Raw genomic sequence first — 15,806 nt, 5'->3', positions numbered from 1 at the left:
CAACTGGAGAATTTCATGAGTATCACGTTCCATGACCAAACTGGATCCAACTTTGGATCGTGGCGTTCCGCGCCGAGTGGTTTGTGCAGTGCTGAGTTCCACCTCTCACGTCGACGACTGTTGGGTGCCGGATCCGCGTTGGTGATGTCATCGCTGGCACGTCGTTTGACATTGGCGGCCGAGCAACAAGCGGATTCTGGGAAGCCGCCCCTCAGTGTGATTCTGTTGTGGATGGAAGGCGGGCCAAGCCAATTGGAAACCTTCGATCCACATCCAGGAACCAAATTCGGTGGTGAGGTCGGCGACCTTGCAACCACAGCGAAGGATCTGCGGATCGCTGACACGATGCCGCGTTTGGCGGAGCAGATGCACCTGTGTTCTTTGGTCCGAAGCGTGGTCGGCAAGGAAGGCGATCATGAGCGCGCGATTTATGCGATGAAGTCGGGCTATCGGCCGGATCCCACGTTGGAACATCCCTCGATTGGAAGCATCCTGTGTCATGCGGATGACGCGGGGGCTGACATCCCGCGGCACATTTCGATTTTAGCTGGACGGTCTGCCGCGACGGGGGGATACCTCGGGCCGCAGTTCGATGCTTTCAAAACTGGCGACCCTTTGGAGCCGGTTCCTGACGTCCGGCCGAGAGTTGATGAATCACGTTACCAACGTCGGCTCAATGCATTGACCAACGTTTTGGAACCTCAGTTCACACGGGGCCGAATTCGGGATTTGCAAGAGAATCGAACGTTGCATTTGGCAGGAACGCAAGCGGCTCGGAAAATGATGTCGAGTGATCAGTTGACCGCGTTTGATATCAAAGAAGAACCGCAAGCGGAGCTGGATGCCTTCGGTGATCATGCGTTTGGGCGGGGGTGCTTGGCTGCATCCCGGTTGGTGGAAGTCGGCGTTCGATGTGTGGAAGTGACGCTCAGCGGATGGGACAGCCATATCAACAACCACAGCCTGCAATCGAGTGCCGCGGGAACCTTGGACGCAGGCCTGGCGGCGCTCTTGAAACGACTGGAAGAACGCGGTCTGTTGGAATCCACGTTGGTCGTTTGCGGTGGTGAGTTTGGACGCACGCCGCAACTCAATCCGGCAGCAGGACGTGACCACTGGATTCACGGTTTCAGCACGTTGTTGGCTGGCGGTGGCATTCGCCGTGGTCATGTGCATGGTGCCACGGGGCCGGAGCCCGATCCCGACAAGCCAGATGCGCATGTTGTGGCCCCCGTCACGATCCCGGATCTTCATGCCACGATCCTGTCCACGTTGGGATTGGATCCGACAGAAGAGTTGGACACTCCAATTGGACGACCGATGAAACGCAGCGAAGGCCAGGTCATCGAATCGGTCATCGCATAGGAAGCGATCGGGTATCGAGCGTCAGGTTCCCTTTGGTCGGCCGCCCCTTGAGCCGGTTTGGGATTGTGAACGTCGACCCGGTGCTCTGTTCAGCAGATCGTGGTCAGCATCACTGAGCTGGTTGGATCCAGTTGATTTCAAACGATGCGGGCTCGTTGGAAACGTCGATGTTTCCAAAGGCAACCGCGGTGATCGTTTGTGCCTCAACGTCGTCCGCGAATGTGACTGGGTAAGCCTTTCCGCCCATCAACCGAACTTGATAGCCGTCGGTTTCTTCCGCAGCGACAAATTTGCCGAGGATGAATGCCCCGTCGGTTTGCCGTTCCGCTTTGGGTGTGTCGACCCAGGCTGGGACTTGCTTGGCAAAGGAACGAAACAGATCGGCGTTGGATTTGATGCGATCAACCAAGGGTTGCAGTTGGTCAAACTGATCCGCCGAGGTTTCTGTGGACAACCTCGAAAGCATGCCATAGGCGAAGGCGACCGCTTGGCCGTACTTGGGGTCTTGGGTGTCCATGCCTTCGAGGCGAATGAGAACCTTCCCGACTTCTTTGACCGACTCCGCGAGCTGGGACTCACCATTGTCGGGGATGTCATCGGCAGGATCCAATTCGCTCGGCAGATCCAGCTCCTCTGACGCGGCTTTCATCACGGCAGGCGGCAAGCCGGGAAAGCCCGTCAAAGGTTCTTCCTCGGCGGGTTCTTCTGGCGTGCGATCTTCCCGAGCGGTGTCTGGAAGTTCCATCGCCGTGCCGTTTGAGTCGACCGCTGGTTTGGCCACCTCGGTGACGGGAGCGTCGTCGGACGGCATTGCGAAATCATCTGTGTCTAAAACGGCGTTGTTCACCGCGTCATTCAACTCGGCCAAGGCTTCGGAGGCGGGGTCGGTGGCCGGAACCATGTCCGTTTCAGAGGTATCCAATTCGACGGGAGAGGGAAGCGTGGTCTCTTCGCCACCGCCGTTGTCGAGGTCCTCGCCCAACGAGCGACCCTCCGGTGACTCGTCCATGATTGGCGGGACGTATCCACCAGGAGCGGATGGGACGGATGCCGAGCGACGGACTGGATTGGACGAACTGTAGGTTCCGTCCAGCGGATAAAATCCAAGGTTGGGAAGGGCATCGAGGTACCACAACAATCCACCACCGATGGGCAACGCCAGCAATGCACCGAGGATGGGCGATCCAACGGTCTTGATCAGGGATTTCTTTTTGCGACGAGATTTGTCGCTGGTGTAGATCGCCATTGGAGCGGCATCTGTCGCCACTCCGAGTTCCGGTGTTGCGTTGTCATCTGGGATGATGAATTCATCCATGTTCTCATCCGCCGCGGGCGATTCCTGCGAACTGAATTCCGGTTCGTCCTGGGCAGGCTCGAAGGAATCCGTGTCCAGTGTCTCTAAGTCAGCCACTTCGTCCGCCGCAAAGTCATCCGTGCTGAGTGGTTCTGCGGCGACCCCCACGCTGTCCAGTTCTGTGTCGTCCAGTTCAGGGACGGTGTCTGCTGAGGTGAAGCCGGCTAACTCAGCGGGTTCCTCATCGTCAGATTCGATTGTTTCCAAATCCAAGAGAGGTTCGGAGGCAGTGTTCAAATCATCACCCACCACGATCAAAGCGGGCGGCATTGCCGACTCGATTTCCTGTTGGTCCAGCGTCGACAAGCACCACGGGCATTGGATTTGTGCGGACGTTGCCACCTGACCCGATAGCAAACGATCAGGAATCCGGACCGATTCGTGGCAGCGAGGACAAGAGGTGACCAACATGAGCGAGACCAATCCGGCGGGAACTGTTTGATACGAGATGGGTCGTATTGTAACCACGCTTGGCAGCGATTTCAGCCCGCCGCTTGTGGGGCAATTTCCTCTTCTGGGTGGCTGGTCGTTAACTCATGATTGAGGATTTCAAGCAAGGTTTGCAGGAAGACCACGACCATGGGGCCAACCAGGATCCCGATCGGACCGAACACGGAAACGCCACCGATCACGCTGAGAAGTGCGAACAGCGGGTGAAGTTGGCTGCGGCCGTGCAGCACGTAAACCTTGATCACGTTGTCGATCGAAGAGACAACGGTGGCTCCGTAGAACGCCAGAAACGAGGCGGCGATCCAACGCTGATCGACCAGGCCGAGCCACAGGGCGCAGGGCACCCACACGGAGGCGGCACCCAAGAATGGCACCAATGCCATCACACTGGTCAGGAACAACAGCAAGACAATCTGATCAAAATCACAGAGCCAGAATCCAATGGTTGCCAGGATGCCTTGAACCAATGCACTGGCGACGCTTGCCAGCACCACCGCCCGACTGGTTCGGTCAAATTCCATCAACAGTTGATGTTCGTAGTTGTCGTCCATCGGCGAAAGCCGCATCAGCGTGCGGATCATCACAGGACCGTCGATTAAAAAGAAGTAAACCGACACGACCAAAATCACCAACCCAAAGATGACTTGCGCGACAATGCTTCCCGTCGCGCTGGTCAAGCGGACGAACCGAGGCTGCAAGGATTCACGCGCCATCCGGATCAAGGCAGCAAAATCGCCTTCGTCGGGATTGGCGATCAAACAGAGTTGGCTGCGAAGGGATCCGCCCAACAACAGATTCATCCAGCTTCGAACGGAGGCAGCCGCGATCACTGCGGGCTGCTCGAAGCGTTCGTTGTTGTTCAGTTGGACCAGCAGTTGAGGTCGAGTGTCGGTGGATGAATCATCACGCTGAGTTTGGGAGCCCAAAGAATCGACGTCGCTTGATTCCGCGGGGGTCTCCGCCGCGGATCCCTGCGGTGAATCCTCGTCGGCATCTGATTCGGGAAGACTGGGAGGATCCAACGCCGCCGGAGGAGGCGTTTCTGAATCGAGCTGTCCAAGTGAAGAGGTGGCTGGCGCCGGGGGCTTGGGGAGAGGAGTGTCGTCGGCGGAAACACCCCACTCCGATCCGATCGTTTGGGACTGGATCGACTGTTCGAGTAGGTCCGAGAACTGGCTCAAGTTGTTGACCGCGATTTCAGCGGCCGCCTCGGCAACGCCCGCGTCGGGAACTTCCGATTGCAAGTACGTGACGATCGCCGCGGCTTGATTCAGTTCGTTGATTTTGTCCTGCACCGCTTGTGGATTGTCGGCTTGGGGCACGGTGATGTCCCCGATGATGCGGTCCAGTTCACGAAAGTGTTCTGGGTGGGGCAACGACAGGCCGACTTGTGAACGGACACGGTCCATCGCGACCGACATGTTGCTCAGATTCATTTTGCTGAGCAGGATCGTGAACTGAGTGGTGGCCACCGACACCAAAATGCCCATGGGCAGCAACACGATCAACAAAATCAACGCGGTGGTCGAACCCGCCGCGAGCCGTCGGCGTCGCCCGACTTTCTCAAAGATCCACAGATGGATGGGACGGAAGATGACGACCAGCAACGCTGCCAGAAACAGCGGGACAAAGAACCCAACCATCAAGCGGTAGAACAGGACGCCAACCGCCAAAATCCCAATCACCAACATGACCACGGACATGATCCGTGAGAGCGATGGCAGTTGAGGGAAGAGGATCTGTTTGCGATTGCCTGGTGGGACCTCTGTGTCCTGGGGCTCCGATTCAGGATCACTGACCACCGCGCTCAGTGGTTCGTCACCGGCGGTTTGGGCAGCTGTTTCGGATGCAGATGACGAGTCAGGAAACCCTGAGTCGGACGGCGTCGAACCAGGAGACGCGGAGTCCGCATCGCGGGAATGGGAATCTTCACGCGGAGCGGAGCCACTGGTTCGTTGCTGGTTCTTTTTGCGTCGTCCCACAAACTCCCTTTCAATTTTGAGACGCTGCGATCGCATCGCCTTCGAGAACGATTCCGAACGCCGACATCATTTCGTCACGATTGATCGACAACGTGATCCGGTGGCGACCTCGCGACAAGGGGAGATTCTTCAATTGCCAGGTTGGTGTCGGTTTGCCATCCACCCACGCCTCGAAGCCGTCCCACGATTTTTCGTCGTCCGCGGATGGGGTGGATTCAATCAACTTCAACGCAATGGTTGCGGTCTCGGTGTTGGAATCCGAAGGCGTGACTTCGATGTCAAAACGTAGGAAGCTGATGAACGGTGATTGGCGATGTTGTTTGAATCGATCCAGTTCTTCCAAGCGAACGGTTCCATCGACCATCGAGGTCAGGTCTCGCCAAGTCATCGCGGGATCGTCCTGGGCGGCGGTGTCGACACTGGTTCGATTCAGTCGTCCGTTTGCGGCCGCGGTGTAGTTCAGCGTTTCAAAGCTTCGCACGATGTTCTGCGTCGAAACCGTGAACTTTGGATCTCGCCCCAGTGCGACCAAGAACGTCGTCAAGTCGACCAATTCGGCTTCGGTCAGATTGTCGAGCAACCCTTCCGGCATCAGTGATTTGCCAGGGGCGTCATCCAAGATCGCATCGGTTTCGATTTCACGTTCGGTTCCATCGGCCAATCGCAAACGGGTCGCGTCGTCGGTTTGTCCAATCGCGATTCCGCTGATGACCTCTCCGTCTTCGGTCAAAATCTTGCGAGTGGAATAGCCTTCTTTCAGTCGCGCACTCGGATCGAGCAGTGACTCCAGGACGTAGTCCGGTTGGGAACTGCCGCCCAGCGAAACCAAGTTGGGACCGACCAGTCCTCCCGCTGTTCCGATGGCATGGCAAGAGATGCACTGCAATTCTTGGCGGCGATAAACCAACTCACCACGAGTCGCCGAGCCGGATTCTTGGACCCGTTTCAGCAGCCGAGATTTGAGTTCCGGCGTCAGTTTCCAAGTCGCGTCGGCGAGTTTGCCCGCCTTTCGGATCGCTTGTTCCAGTCCTGCATTTCCGCCAGCCGAACGGATGGCGCGAAGCAACGTGCGAGCGGTGTCGGAAACCAGTTCGGTCTCGTTCATCTTCTCGGTGTAGCGTTTCACCAAATCAGGTCGTGAAAGAGCGCTGACCAACCAGCCATGAGCTGCTTCCGACGTTTCCGGTTCTGAAAGTGCACTGAGCACCAAAGGAATCGCGGCACCTGGACGTGAGGCGACCAAGCCATCGATGGCTGCGACTCGATCGGCAACCGATCCTGATTTCGCAATGCTCATCAATTGTTGGTTCGCTTGCGGCGTCGGTAGCGATGCCAGAGCTTTGATCCACACCTGACGATCAGCGGCGGAGGCATCCGATCGCGTTTGGATGGCGGACAGCAAGGTTGCCTCGGTGGACTTCAACTTCCACTGCTGGGTGGATTGCGAAATCCAACGCAGCGTCGACGGCTTCAGGTCCTTGGTGGTTTGTTTGCTCAGCCACTGCTTCACGCTGGCATCGGCGTTGGTGGGGGCCACGTTTTTACGTTTCGAGGTTGACTCCAACAAAACGCTGATTCGGTGTTGGACTTGCGAGGGATCACCGCCGAGCAAACGGCTCAGGACACTCCCCAGTTGCTCCGCGGTTGCCACTTCGCCGATTGCTTTCAACCATTGGTCATCCGCGGCATCGGGAGACGATTGATCCCACGCGACACGATCGATCAACAGTTTCGCGGCATCGGCGCTGCCGACGGCTCCGACGGACCAGGCAAGGGTTTGTGGGGAATCTTCCCAAATCTGTTGCAGCGTCTCGTTCCCTCGCTGCCAATGCTCCGCCGTTTCGCGAATCGATTGCCAGAGCGCGAAATCAAGCGACGCTTGCGAGGACAACGGTTGATCGGAAGCCAGCGTTCTGGCGAGGATTTGATGCAACCAGACGGCGGATTCTTCGCTGTCGAGTTGTCCACATTGCACGACGACTTCCAGCGTCAACGCGGGATCGGCGATGTCGATTGCCGCTTCGACCAAGCTGGCTGCATCGGTCATTGCTTTGGTTGCATTTGCGGGATCCGTCACCCTGGTTTGATCGGCTGATCGGAACTGGCTTCGCAGCCAGGCGCGAGCGTTGTCCGGGACCGAACTGGGGTCGGCTTTCCAGGCATTGAGTTGAGCGATGGCGGCTTCGGTCGCGATCGGTTGGAACGCGGCTTCGCGAAGCCACTGAGACTCGAGTTGTCGGTGGGCCAAACCATCTTCCTGGCTTTGGACCCAGTTGTCGACTTGATCAAAGAAGCCCGGATCTTCCAGGTGATCCCAGAGCGTTTGCCGAGCGAATTGTCGGACGGTCAGGGATTCGTCTTCGAGGTATCCCAGCAGTTCCGGCGTGGAGGAGGCCAGGAAATCGGGCCAAGGGTCGAGCGGTCGATTGGGAAACGACAGTCGCCAAATGCGGCCGTGTTCGGTGTCGCGACGTGGGTCACGGAAGTCGACTTCGCCGTGTTGGATGATCGGGTTGTACCAGTCGGCGATCATCAGGGTGCCGTCGGGAGCCATCCGAGCATCGATCGGGCGAAAGGCAACGTGCTCCGTCGTCAGCGGTTCCGGTTGTTGGCGGCTGATGTAGTCCGCTCCGTTGGGACGGATGCTGAACCGGCACACACGGTGGCTTCGGAAGTCGTTGGTGATCAGGTCGCCTTTCCATTCGGGCGGAATGTGTGATCCCGAGAGGATTTCCAATCCGCAATACTTCGGACTGCCAGGGTTCAATCCCAGCAACCATCGGGTCGCACCGGGCGATGTCTTGAAGACCGCGTCGGGGAAGGCGTGGGTGATGCCGTCAAAGGCTGCGCCGTCGGAGACGAAGGATTCGCCATTCGTATCCACGATGTGGCCCCACGGATTGATGAACCCTTTGCAGAAAACGTCGAGTTGTCCGGTGCTGGGGCGGTAACGCCAAATGCCACCACCGTCCAAGCGTTTGGTTCCATCGGGAGTGTCGATGTGCGAGTGGATATAGATGGATTGATTGAAGTACAGGCATCCATCCGGGCCCCAGCGAAGGGTGTGAACCAAGTGGTGCGTGTCTTCCGTTCCAAATCCACTGAGCACGATCCGACGTTTGTCGGCGACGCCGTCGTGGTCGGTGTCTTCGAAGTACAGCAGTTCGGTGCTGGCGGCGACGTAGGCAGCGTGCGGTCCGTCCGGAATCACTCCGGTGGGGATCAGCAACCCGTCCGCGAAAACGGTGCTGGATTCGGCGACGCCGTCGTGGTCCAAATCTCGCAGCACGACAATCTGGTCGTTGGGGATTTCACCTGGTTTGACTTGCGGGTACGACTTGCTGCTGGCGACCCACAGGGCACCTGTGCAGTCGAAGTTCATTTGAATTGGTTTGCGAATCGCCGGATCCGCGGCAAAAAGATTGACGGCCGCGCCGGAGTCCAATTTCATCGCCGCCGCTTCGGCGACCGGGTCGGGTTCCGGGATATCGGTTAGATTCCGTTGTGCGTGCGCCGCCGTGGCGAAGCAGCCGATCCAAACCGCGAAACAAAACAAAAGAGGGGGGCGACGCAGATTCATTCTTTGGATTTCAATTCTTGACAGAAAATCGGGAGGGCCTTTTCTATGCTTCGTTTTGAACGCTCACAACCTAACAGGTTTCTGCTTGGATACCGCCAATCAGCGTCCTTCCACTCTGCGTCCCTCAATTGACCGCCACTTTAATCCACGCGTCCTGGCGGAACGACCCACCACCCACCCCGTCTCCCAACGAACCCCACCTTTGCTGAATGTCTGCCGCCGCTGCCACCCACCGACTGTTTCGAATGGACGAGATGGAAACATTGCGTCGCGATCGTCGCTTGGACCCGCAGTTGATTCGGCAGCTTCGAAACGGGCTGCTGAAAAAGTTTGAGCCTGACGACGTTGTCAGGGAACGATTTCCGGCCTCCGACGCGGTCCAGTTGCACGCCCTGAAACTTTTTCAGCGGATGGATTCCGAGATCGACGGGGCGACCAAACTGTTGTTCGAAACCGATTCGGGATTGCTGATCGAAAGCGTGATCCTTCGAATCGCATCGGGGCGAACGACCTTGTGCGTGTCCAGTCAAATCGGATGTGCCGCTGCCTGTGACTTCTGCGCGACCGGCAAAATGGGGATCGCCAAGAACTTGGCCACGGAGGAAATCTTGGACCAAGTCGTTCAGGCGGGGCAGATTCTGCGAGCCGAAAACAGGCGGCTGAGCAACATTGTGTTCATGGGGATGGGGGAACCTCTGCACAACGAAGCCAACGTGACCGAAGCGATCCAGTTGCTGACCGCACCGGACCATTTTGCCCGTTCGCCGTCGACGGTGTTGGTATCCACGGTCGGCGTGCCCGCGGCGATGCTGCGGTTGGCCAACGCATTTCCGCGATTGAATCTTGCTCTCAGCCTGCATTCCGCCGATCAAGCGACCCGTGAGACCATCATTCCGCTGGGCAAGAAGGCTTCGCTGACGCAATTGCACGACACGATCCAGGAGATTCAAACGATTCAAGATCGTGAGTTCATGATCGAATACTTGATGCTTCGCGGCGTGAACGATTCCGCTGAGGACGCGAAGCGATTGATCGATTGGATTGGCGATCTGCGGGTGCACGTGAATCTGATTCCATACAACACGATTGAGGCGTCGCCCCACCTGCAAGCGTCGCCGCGACCGACGATCGAATCGTTCGCCGACCTCTTGAAGGCGTCCGGTTTGAAGACCACGGTGCGGTACAGTTTGGGCCATGACATCGAAGCCGCCTGTGGGCAATTGATCCGCCAAGAAAACCGTCAACGAGCGATGCAGGCTCGGCGAGCGGCGGCGGAGGGCGACTCACATGTTGGCTTCCTCGACGTGCGGCAAGTCATCGATGGACTCGAGTCCTAAAAGAACGAGCAATCGCTCGCCGGGATAGAATCGCGAAACCAGTTTGTCGGTGCCCTCGCCCGGTTCCCGTTTGACTTCGACGAGCCGGCGACGCACCATTTGATTCAGCAACGAGCCGCTGTCGCGTCCTCTCAAATCGGTGACGCGTGCGGAGGTGATACCGGGTTGATAGGCGACCAGGGAAAGCACCTCGACGGCAGCTTGATTCAGCCGCGTTTCGCGAACTTTGCCGGTGAATGCGGCGCGGACCGATTCCACTTCGGGAGCCACCACCATGCGGTACCCGCCGTCTTGTTCGACGATCCGGGTGCCCTGGCGTTCGGTGCGGTACGAGGCATTCAGCTTCTCGATGATTTCGACGACTTCCTCGGGCGAAAAACCTCGCATGATCGAGGCCAGACGGGGAGGCGTCAGCGGCAGGTTTTCTGGGTGCCCGACAAACAGGGCGGCTTCCACGATGGCTTCCGGGGTGGCGGCGTGATCCGCCGTGGCGTCGGAATCGGCGGAACTTTGAGCCGCGACGGCGAGTGCTTCGTCGCTGTCCGGATCCTCTTCGACAAATTCGTTTCCCGATTCTTCGTCCCTGGGGGCGGGGTCTGGTTCGGCACGCAGCAGTTCGGCCGGATCCAGGTCCGCGGGCGCGTCGTCACCGCTTTCTGACATGGCCGCGACACGGGCGTAGGCGGCCCCGAGTTGTTCGAGCGAAAAACCTTCCTCGTCGTCATCGAACTCGTTGTCGAGTGCTTCTGCGTTTTCAGGAAGCCCGTCTTCCGGGATCTCGTCTTTCGGGGAATCGGATGGCTCATTCATGGAAGTTCTGTCGCAATTGTTTCATGCCTCGGTGCAGCAGTCCCGCGACTGATCCAGCGGTTTTGTCCATGCGTTCGGCGACATCGGACAGTTTCAATCCTTCCAGGTAATGCAGCGAGATCGCGTCTCGCTGAGCTTCGGGCAACGATTCGATCGCATCGGCCAACGTCAGCAGCGATTCGCCCACCATCGCGTGCTGGCTGGGGGTGCCAACATCGCCGGCCAGCAAACCTTCCAGCCGCATGGAGGATTGAGCGACCCGTTGTTCCATCGACTGTTCGCGGCGGATGTCTCGTTTGTCGCGGTGCAGGTCGCGATCCAGGTGGCACATTTGCCGCACCAAAATCTTCCGCAACCAGGCCCGCCACTCGGCTTCCGTGGTGCCGCGATATTGATCGACGGCGGCGACCGCTTGCAACATGGTTTGCTGGACGATGTCAGATGCGCCCAATTTGGCTTTGTAGTTGGCTCGCATTTGCATTCGAGCCAACATCCGCAAATACGGCTCGTACTGGGCGATCTCCTCGGCCCGATTCGATGATTCGGCGGAGAAAGCCGGATCGGCGGCAGCGTGGTCCGAAGCCCGTGAATCGTGGGGCTCAGGCGGGTCGAGATCGGATGGATCGGGGGACGTCATCGTTGGTTCGATTGGGTTTGTCGCTTCGCGGGTTGCCAGCGGACCGTTACAGTAGCAGAACTTTCCGGGCGGATTGGAGACGTCCCGGACACATTTCATTGCCTGAAACCGTTTGATTGATCGCCTGATGGCTCGCGAAGCAATTTACCAACAATCGAATCCTGACCCTGGCGGGGATCCGCCTGAGGATGGGCCACCGCCAACCAACAGCATCGCTGATGGCGGGGAGGAGCCCGATCGAGGTCCTGATCCGGATGTCACCCTCCGCCCGCAACGCATGGCCGAGATGGTGGGGCAGCAGGACGTGATCGAACGATTGCGAATCGCCATCGATGCGGCTCAGGTGCGTGGCGAACCGCTGGGACACATTCTGTTCGATGGGCCGCCGGGGCTGGGGAAGACCACGTTTGCGACCGTGATCCCCTCCGAAATGAACACGACGGTCCAAATGGCCAACGGGGCCGGGTTGAAAGCCCCGCGAGATTTGCTGCCGTACCTGACGAACGTTTCGCGAGGTTCGGTGCTGTTCATCGATGAAATTCACCGCGTTCCTCGAGCGATCGAAGAGTACCTGTACACCGCGATGGAAGATTTTCGAATCGACATTGTGCTCGGCGAAGGGGTCAACGCGCGAACCTTGAACCTGAGTTTGGAACCGTTCACGTTGATCGGGGCGACCACCCGAGCCGGGATGTTGACCGCTCCCCTGCGAGATCGGTTCCAAATCCGTGAGCACCTTGGCTGGTACACGCGAAACGAGTTGGCGGAGATTGTTCAGCGCAATTCGAAGAAGCTGAACATCGAGGTCGACCCCATCTCGGCGGGAGTCATCGCGGATCGAAGTCGCAGCACACCTCGGTTGGCGAACAACCGCTTGCTCTGGGTGCGGGACTACGCTCAAAGCAAAGCGAATGGCAACGTGGAAGCGAGAATCTGCGAAGCGGCGTTGGACATGATCGGCATCGATCATCTGGGGCTCGACAAACAAGATCGCAACTACTTGGACACGCTGATGCGAGTTTTCCTGGGCGGGCCAGCGGGTTTGGACGCGATCGCCCACACGATGAACGTCAGCTCGGACACGCTCGAAGACGAAGTCGAACCGTTCTTGTTGCGAAGCGAACTGTTGGTGCGGACTCGGCGTGGACGGTTGGCGACGCCCAAAGCATTTGAACACATGAAACGCGAAATGCCGGATCGTCCTCTCCCTTGAATGGAAGCCGAGCCGTTTTCTGGTGCTGCGTTTGGGCGGGTTTCTGCATTGGAGAACCTCTCCCGAAACGAAGTTTGGGAGATCGGAGAGAGGTCAAGCGACGCCGTTCAGGCGTACGCGAGGGTGAGGGCCGAGCATGGGAAACGGCGCGGACAGCCCTCCCCGGAATTCTCGCTGAACGCTCGCATTCCGACCCTCCCCAACTGCGTTCAGGAGGGTGAATTCAACCTTGCGAGCACGGCACTTCAAAACTGCGCGACCTCTGCGCGGGCGGGGTTCTCAAGGCGTTACTGGCACAGCATTTCAAATACTGCACGGCCTCCTTTGTTTCAGGGGAGGCGTCGGTTGCGGAAACCCTTCAAGCAACCTGGGGTTTCTCACGCGGAATCGACGATGCGTTGCCAAGATCGGGCGTTCGTGTCCGAAGAGCGTTGGGTATGACACTCGCCTCCTGAAATTGGCTGATCACAACGATGAATGACACCGACGAAACCGTCCTTTGGGAAGCGGAATTCAATCCCAAAGTCAGAGTGTATTGGTTGATCAGTGCGGTTCTGACCACGTTTTTGACAATCTTCCTGATCCCGCTGTTGCCGTTGATCGCTCCGCTGGCTTGGTACATTTCGGGGTTGTACCTGAAGAGTCACCGCTGCACGCTGACCGAGCGAACGCTGAAAGTCAGCCGTGGTGTTCTGGTCCGGCAAGAGAAGACGGTGCCGCTGGATCGGATCACCGACTTGGGGTTGGTCCAAGGGCCGATCATGCGGTCGCTCGATTTGGAAGCCGTCAGCGTCGAGACGGCTGGTCAATCGGGACCAGGTTCGTTGGTCCGACTGACCGGCATCCGAAATGGCCGGTCTTTTCGCGATGCGGTGTTGAAGCAACGCGACATGGTGACCGGCGGCGAGCCCGCTCGTTTGACCGCGGCAGCGGAACTGGATGGGATAGTGGATACGAACGTCCAAGCAACGCTGACCGAGATCCGTGACATTTTGAAACGGATCGAAGCTCGATCAACGTCGCTGTAAACGACAGGATCCTGTCGCTCGGTGGGGGCCACCGAGCGACAAGTTTTGGACGAGCTGCTTAGTGGTCTGTCACAGCTAAAAGTTAGGGTTGATCGTAGTGGACGAGGCCACGAGTCCTTGGATTTGACGCCAGTTCAGGACTCGTGGCCTCGTCCACTACCCGAAAGATGAGTCGTGCCTAAAGATAAGTCGTGACACCCTGCTAAGCAGGTCGGCTGGAATGATCGGGCACAACCATGTGAGCCGTTTGGGCGTTCGCCCCGGTTGCGCGTGAAAACCGTGGCTAACGCCAACGGCTCACATACCCGATGACACCTGCGTACCTGCTTAGTTCTGTTTGTCGGGGCCGAGGTGCCAGTCCATCCCGTCCTTCATGATGCTGGCGTTGATCTGAAGCATTTGCTGCTTCATCGCTTCCACTCGCTCGGGTTGTTCCTGGGCCAGGTTCTTGTTTTGGCCTGGATCGTCTTTCAAGTTGTATAGCTCGAAGTTGTGATAGGTGCCGGTTTTGATCGTCGGGATCCAGTTCTCGACGAACATGTTGTTGTTCGACAGTTCATAGTCACGAAAGCCGACGAGCGAGTAGTCGCCGTCTCGCATCGCGACGATGGGGTTGGATCGCTGGAGGTGCCAGAACAGAGGTTGATGACGCTGGAATGAATCGGGGTTTCCGGTCAGCAGTGGGGAGAGGTCACTGCCGTCGAGATGGACTTTTGGTGGGGCCAAATTCAGCAGCCCACAAATCGTGGGCAGCACATCGACCAAACCAGCGGGCTGATCCAGGACAACTCCGGCGGGAATGTGTCCGGGCCACTGGAAGATGCCCGGCACGCGAATTCCGCCGTCCCAGTTGACACCTTTTTGACCGCGAAGATTGCCGACGCGATCGGCTCGGTAGCTGCCGTTGTCGGAGGCGTAGATGATCAGCGTGTTTTCGCGAACGCCCATGGCATCCAACTTCGCAAGCAGTCGCTGGATGGCTTGATCGGTGTTGTCGATCGTTCCGGAGTAGACCGCGGCTTTGTCGTTCACCTTCCCGTATTTCTGTGTGACCTCATCAGGAGCCGCGATCGGGGCATGGGGCTCGTGGAACCAAACGTTCAGGAAAAACGGTTGCTCGGGTCCCGATTCGCGGTGGCGATCCATCCAGCCGATCGCTTCATCCGCAACCAGTTGGCAGGAGTAGCCTTCCAGTGGACCGACCGGTTCTCCATTGCGAATGAAGTTGTCCGGGTTGCGGTGGCTGGGTAGGGCGTTGTTCCAAGTCGCGAACCAATGATCGAATCCATGTTGATCGGGGGTGGGTTTGTCTCGATCTTCGGTGGGCAGGCCCAGGTGCCATTTGCCAACGTGAGCGGTCGCGTAGCCGGCATCCCGCAGGACCTCGGCGAGGGTGATTTCTCGCAGACGAAGGTGGGAGTTCTGGGATTCATCATGGATCCAGCTGTAGACTCCGGCGCGAATGTGGTGGCGACCGGTGATCAGTGTGGCACGCGATGGAGAGCAAACCGCGCAGCCCGAATAGAACTGTTCAAAACGCGTTCCGCCCGCAGCCAATTGATCGATCGTGGGTGTTTGAACGGGACCGCCGTAACAGCCCACATCGCGGTACCCGAGGTCATCGGCCAGCAACATCACGACGTTGGGACGAGGCGATTGGGCATGGGCTTGGTCGGTGGAACAGCCGAAGGCTGCAACCGACAGGAATAGAAACAGGCAGGCCGGAATCAGTGGGTGATGCAGGTGCAGCGGAGATGCGGGCGGAGCAGGCGAAGTGCTTGGCATTGCGAATGGAGAGATTGAGGAGGAAGGCTGGGACACGGCAAAGTGCGTGGTCCCAGGAAGGCGGGAATGCATTTTAGACGAAACGGCCTCGGGGCATTTGGGCGTGCCTTGGAATGGGGAACTGTCGTCGCCCAAGCAGGAGTCTGGGGGAAATGTGGAGCCGTTGGGCGTTCGCCCGGTTCCCACACGCGATCGTTCCTGACGAGCTGCTTGGGGGCGGGGTTTTCTCGGCGTGGCGTGCCGGAGGCGAGGTTGTCCAGGCGGC

General features: G+C 58.3%; 10 protein-coding genes. 4 read left to right on the top strand and 6 right to left on the bottom strand.

The features are described 5' to 3' along the window. Positions 1 to 15 precede the first annotated feature (15 nt). Positions 16 to 1,365, top strand: a complete 1,350-nt coding sequence (locus UH5x_RS10985; protein WP_482635685.1) for a DUF1501 domain-containing protein — start codon at positions 16 to 18, stop codon at positions 1,363 to 1,365. Positions 1,366 to 1,474: 109 nt separating this feature from the next. On the opposite strand, the gene UH5x_RS10980 is transcribed toward UH5x_RS10985, so the two are convergent. The 3 genes from UH5x_RS10980 to UH5x_RS10970 all read right to left on the bottom strand — a co-directional run bounded on the left by UH5x_RS10980 (position 1,475) and on the right by UH5x_RS10970 (position 8,731). Next, positions 1,475 to 3,130 carry a hypothetical protein gene (locus UH5x_RS10980; protein WP_482635684.1) on the bottom strand — a complete coding sequence of 552 codons (1,656 nt, stop codon included), beginning with the start codon at positions 3,128 to 3,130 and terminating at the stop codon, positions 1,475 to 1,477. A 71-nt stretch (positions 3,131 to 3,201) separates the two neighbouring features. Continuing rightward, positions 3,202 to 5,187 (bottom strand): AI-2E family transporter, encoded by a 1,986-nt coding sequence (locus UH5x_RS10975; RefSeq protein WP_482635683.1) that lies wholly within the window; start codon positions 5,185 to 5,187, stop codon positions 3,202 to 3,204. Continuing rightward, a complete protein-coding gene (locus UH5x_RS10970; protein ID WP_482635682.1) occupies positions 5,162 to 8,731 on the bottom strand; it encodes a PVC-type heme-binding CxxCH protein in 3,570 nt (1,189 codons plus the stop codon). The genes UH5x_RS10975 and UH5x_RS10970 overlap by 26 nt, the downstream gene beginning before the upstream one ends. A gap of 209 nt (positions 8,732 to 8,940) precedes the next feature. On the opposite strand from UH5x_RS10970, the gene rlmN reads away from it, so the two are divergent. Continuing rightward, complete coding sequence (rlmN, locus tag UH5x_RS10965; RefSeq protein WP_047814989.1) at positions 8,941 to 10,068, top strand: 23S rRNA (adenine(2503)-C(2))-methyltransferase RlmN; 1,128 nt, start codon at positions 8,941 to 8,943, stop codon at positions 10,066 to 10,068. On the opposite strand, the gene UH5x_RS10960 is transcribed toward rlmN, so the two are convergent. Continuing rightward, the gene (locus UH5x_RS10960) at positions 10,015 to 10,878 is read right to left on the bottom strand and encodes an SMC-Scp complex subunit ScpB (protein ID WP_482635681.1); all 864 of its coding nucleotides are present in this window, start codon (positions 10,876 to 10,878) and stop codon (positions 10,015 to 10,017) included. The two genes, rlmN and UH5x_RS10960, sit on opposite strands and share 54 nt — an antisense overlap. Continuing rightward, entirely contained in the window at positions 10,871 to 11,515 is a 645-nt protein-coding gene (locus UH5x_RS10955) for a sigma-70 family RNA polymerase sigma factor (protein WP_236696308.1), read from the bottom strand. The genes UH5x_RS10960 and UH5x_RS10955 overlap by 8 nt, the downstream gene beginning before the upstream one ends. Positions 11,516 to 11,627: 112 nt before the next feature. On the opposite strand from UH5x_RS10955, the gene ruvB reads away from it, so the two are divergent. Together ruvB and UH5x_RS10945 are read left to right on the top strand one after the other, a co-directional pair. After that, complete coding sequence (ruvB, locus tag UH5x_RS10950; RefSeq protein ID WP_173442671.1) at positions 11,628 to 12,728, top strand: Holliday junction branch migration DNA helicase RuvB; 1,101 nt, start codon at positions 11,628 to 11,630, stop codon at positions 12,726 to 12,728. Positions 12,729 to 13,201: 473 nt separating this feature from the next. Continuing rightward, complete coding sequence (locus UH5x_RS10945) at positions 13,202 to 13,756, top strand: PH domain-containing protein (protein WP_482635680.1); 555 nt, start codon at positions 13,202 to 13,204, stop codon at positions 13,754 to 13,756. A gap of 327 nt (positions 13,757 to 14,083) precedes the next feature. On the opposite strand, the gene UH5x_RS10940 is transcribed toward UH5x_RS10945, so the two are convergent. Then, positions 14,084 to 15,541, bottom strand: a complete 1,458-nt coding sequence (locus tag UH5x_RS10940) for a sulfatase-like hydrolase/transferase (RefSeq protein WP_482635679.1) — start codon at positions 15,539 to 15,541, stop codon at positions 14,084 to 14,086. Positions 15,542 to 15,806 lie beyond the last annotated feature (265 nt).

The organism is Rhodopirellula sp. UH5, assembly GCF_056839225.1.
This window is presented reverse-complemented; position numbering and strand designations above follow the sequence as displayed.

What these genes read in the sequence shown, in the direction of transcription:
- UH5x_RS10985 (WP_482635685.1), top strand. Translation starts at nt 16, where the DNA reads ATGAGTATCACGTTCCATGACCAAACTGGATCCAACTTTGGATCGTGG.
- UH5x_RS10980 (WP_482635684.1), bottom strand. Translation starts at nt 3,130, where the DNA reads ATGTTGGTCACCTCTTGTCCTCGCTGCCACGAATCGGTCCGGATTCCT.
- UH5x_RS10975 (WP_482635683.1), bottom strand. Translation starts at nt 5,187, where the DNA reads ATGCGATCGCAGCGTCTCAAAATTGAAAGGGAGTTTGTGGGACGACGC.
- UH5x_RS10970 (WP_482635682.1), bottom strand. Translation starts at nt 8,731, where the DNA reads ATGAATCTGCGTCGCCCCCCTCTTTTGTTTTGTTTCGCGGTTTGGATC.
- rlmN (WP_047814989.1), top strand. Translation starts at nt 8,941, where the DNA reads ATGTCTGCCGCCGCTGCCACCCACCGACTGTTTCGAATGGACGAGATG.
- UH5x_RS10960 (WP_482635681.1), bottom strand. Translation starts at nt 10,878, where the DNA reads ATGAATGAGCCATCCGATTCCCCGAAAGACGAGATCCCGGAAGACGGG.
- UH5x_RS10955 (WP_236696308.1), bottom strand. Translation starts at nt 11,515, where the DNA reads ATGACGTCCCCCGATCCATCCGATCTCGACCCGCCTGAGCCCCACGAT.
- UH5x_RS10945 (WP_482635680.1), top strand. Translation starts at nt 13,202, where the DNA reads ATGAATGACACCGACGAAACCGTCCTTTGGGAAGCGGAATTCAATCCC.
- UH5x_RS10940 (WP_482635679.1), bottom strand. Translation starts at nt 15,541, where the DNA reads ATGCCAAGCACTTCGCCTGCTCCGCCCGCATCTCCGCTGCACCTGCAT.